Here is a 3,207-nt window from a genome sequence, read left to right on the forward strand (position 1 = left end):
ATCCGGCCAGAGTGCCGCCGCCCGGCGCAGGGCGGCGGCGGTGGTCTCGACGTCGCCGGTGGTCTCGACGTCGCGCGGGGCGGCGGCGGAGCTGTCGTTCATCGCGGACTCCTCGGGTGCTGCGGGTGTGGCGCCCACCACGGTACCAAGCACCTGCTTGGTCGGCCCCGTGCTCAGTACCTGAGCGCGCCCCGGTCGAACGGGACCTGGACCCCCGAGATCGAGCGGGAACCGTCCCCGGCCAGGAACGACACCACGTCGGCGACCTCCTCGGGGGGCATGAAGTCCGCCAGGGTGCTGACGCCGTCCGCGAGGACGTTCTTGAGGGGCATCGGCGAGAAGCTGTGCAGGTACGACGGGAACCGGCCGAAGATCTCCGCCATGCCGTCGGGGTCGATCATCGGCGTGTCCACCGAGTACGGGTGGATCGAGTTGACCCGGATGCCGAACTCGCCCGCCTCGAGGGCGAGTGAGTTGGTCAGCGCGACCAGGCCGGCCTTGGAGGCCGAGTAGTGCCCGTTGCCCGGCGTGGCCTTGAGGCCCGCCGACGAGCTGACGATGATGATCGACCCGCCGTTGCCCGCGGAGATCATCGCCGGCACCGCCGCGCGGATCGTCCGCCACGTGCCGCTGAGGTTGACGCCGATGACCATGTCCCAGTCGTCCTCCGGCAGCTCCCACAGCCGGCCCCAGTTGAGGACGCCGGCGTTGGCGACGACGATGTCCAGCCGGCCGAAGGTGGCGATGGTGCGGGTGACCAGGTCCTGCAGCGGGCCCAGTTCCCGGATGTCGAGGACGGCCGAGAGGGATCTGCCCCCGGCCTTCTCGACCAGGCGAACGGTCTCGGCGAGATCGTCCGGTGTCGGCGCCGGGTAGGAGACGGACTCGGATACGGGGGCGCAGATGTCGGTGACCACGACGTCCGCGCCCTCCGAGGCGAGACGGACGGCGTGGGCCCGGCCCTGTGCCCGGGCGGCGCCGGTGACCAGTGCGACCTTGCCCTCCAGGGGCGTGACGGGTGTGCTCATGTCGACCATCACACCCGACGCGGTCCGCGGGGGCGGCCGGTTCCGGCAAACCAAGCAAGTGCTTGGTAGAGTGGCCCCATGACCCAGAGCACCAGGCCGGCGTCGGAGATGACCGACGACGAGTTCGCCGCGGAGTTCCGCACGTGGCTGGACGACAACCTGACCGGAGACTTCGCCGAGATCAAGGGCACCGGCGGGCCCGGCAGCGAGCACCAGTTCTTCGCCCGACGCCTGGCCTGGGAGCGGCACATGGCCGAGGCCGGGTGGACCTGCGTGGGCTGGCCGGTCGAGTACGGCGGCCGCGGGGCATCCCTGAGCCAGCAGGTCCGCGTGCACGAGGAGTACGCCAAGGCCGACGCCCCGGCGCGGGTGTCGCACCTGGGCGAGACGCTGCTCGGGCCCACCCTCATCGCGCACGGTACGCAGGAGCAGAAGGACCGTTTCCTGCCGCGGATCCTCGACGTCACCGAACTGTGGGCGCAGGGGTACTCCGAGCCCGGCGCCGGATCCGATCTGGCGAACGTGTCCACCACCGCGCGCCTGGGCGAGGACGGCAGATGGCATCTGCACGGGCAGAAGGTGTGGACCTCCCTGGCGCACCTGAGCCAGTGGGTGTTCGTCGTGGCCCGGACCGAGGAGGGGACCAGCCGTCACAAGGGCCTGAGTTTCCTGCTGGTGCCGCTGGACCAGCCGGGCGTCGAGATCAGGCCGATCCAGCAGCTCACCGGGACCTCGGAGTTCAACGAGGTCTTCTTCGACGACGCCGTCACCGACGCCGGGATGATCGTGGGGGAGCGGGGCGAGGGCTGGAAGGTCGCCATGACCCTGCTGGAGTTCGAGCGGGGTGTGTCCACGCTCGGTCAGCAGGTGGGCTTCGCCCGCGAGCTCGACCAGATCGTGGCCATGGCCCGGTCCAACGGCAGCGCGGAGGTCCCCGCGGTGCGCGAACGGATCACGCGCGCCTGGGTCGGGCTCAAGGTGATCCGCGCCCATGCGCTGCGTACCCTCGCCGAGCGCGACGCCTCCGGGGGTAACGCCTCCGCGGCCAAACTCCTGTGGGCCACCTGGCACCGCGATCTGGGCGAGCTGGCGATGACCGTGCAGGGGGCGGAGTCGCTCACCGGGCCCACGCACGACTCCGAGGGCGCGGCCAACGACCTGCACGACCCGGAGCATCTCGAGTTGGCGCGGTGGCAGCGGCTCTTCCTGTTCACCCGCTCCGACACCATCTACGGCGGATCCAACGAGATCCAGCGCAACATCATCTCCGAGCGCGTGCTCGGACTACCCCGAGAGGCCAGGCCGTCATGACCCAGCACAAGTCCCCCCTCGCCGCGTCCCCGCTGTCCACGGTGCCCGAGGAGACCCCGGGACACGGGCTGCTCGCGGGCAAGAAGGTCGTGGTGACGGCGGCCGCCGGCACGGGTATCGGGTTCTCGGCCGCACGTCGCGCCGCGCTCGAGGGTGCCGACGTGCTGGTGTCGGACTTCCACGAGCGCCGCATGAACGAGGCCCGCGACACGCTCGCCGCCGAGTTCCCCGAGCAGCGGTTCGAGGCCATCACCTGCAACGTGCAGTCGACCTCGGACGTCGACGCGCTGATCTCCGGCGCCGCCGAAAAGCTCGGCCGCATCGACGTGCTGGTCAACAACGCCGGCTTCGGAGGCGAGGGTGAGCTGGTCGACATGACCGACGAGGACTGGGACCGGGTCCTCGACATCACGCTCAACGGCACGTTCCGCGCGACCCGCGCGGCGCTGCAGTACTTCCGCGACGTGCCCCACAACGGGGTGATCGTCAACAACGCCTCGGTGCTGGGGTGGCGCGCGCAGCGGGCGCAGGCGCACTACGCGGCGGCCAAGGCCGGCGTCATGGCGCTCACCCGGTGTTCCGCGATCGAGGGCGCCGACTTCGGCGTGCGCATCAACGCGATCGCGCCCTCCATCGCCCGCCACGCGTTCCTGGAGAAGTCGGCCTCCGCCGAGCTCCTCGACGAGCTCGCCGCCAAGGAGGCGTTCGGGCGGGCCGCCGACGTCTGGGAGGTGGCCGCGACCATCGCCATGCTCGCCAGCGACTACACCACCTACCTCACCGGGGAGGTCGTCTCCATCTCGTCCCAGCGGGCCTGACCCGCGGTGGCCCCGGGCCCGGGGCTAGGAGACTGCTGAACAAGCTGTGA

At 71.0% G+C, this 3,207-nt stretch carries 3 protein-coding genes; 2 read left to right on the forward strand and 1 reads right to left on the reverse strand.

Features of this window, described 5'->3' with window-relative positions; translation table 11 throughout:
- Window positions 1–173: 173 nt before the first annotated feature.
- Window positions 174–1,028, reverse strand: coding sequence for a mycofactocin-coupled SDR family oxidoreductase (locus G6020_RS09805; RefSeq protein WP_182610489.1), 855 nt, complete (start codon window positions 1,026–1,028; stop codon window positions 174–176).
- Between the two features lie 78 nt (window positions 1,029–1,106).
- Between G6020_RS09805 and G6020_RS09810 the strand changes: the two genes are divergently transcribed.
- Both G6020_RS09810 and G6020_RS09815 read left to right on the forward strand, forming a co-directional pair.
- Complete coding sequence (locus tag G6020_RS09810; RefSeq protein WP_182610490.1) at window positions 1,107–2,339, forward strand: acyl-CoA dehydrogenase family protein; 1,233 nt, start codon at window positions 1,107–1,109, stop codon at window positions 2,337–2,339.
- Window positions 2,336–3,157, forward strand: coding sequence for an SDR family oxidoreductase (locus G6020_RS09815; RefSeq protein ID WP_182610491.1), 822 nt, complete (start codon window positions 2,336–2,338; stop codon window positions 3,155–3,157). Before G6020_RS09810 ends, G6020_RS09815 begins: the two co-directional genes overlap by 4 nt.
- Window positions 3,158–3,207: the final 50 nt, after the last annotated feature.

This window comes from Dietzia sp. B19, assembly GCF_014145155.1.
GTDB lineage: Bacteria > Actinomycetota > Actinomycetes > Mycobacteriales > Mycobacteriaceae > Dietzia > Dietzia natronolimnaea.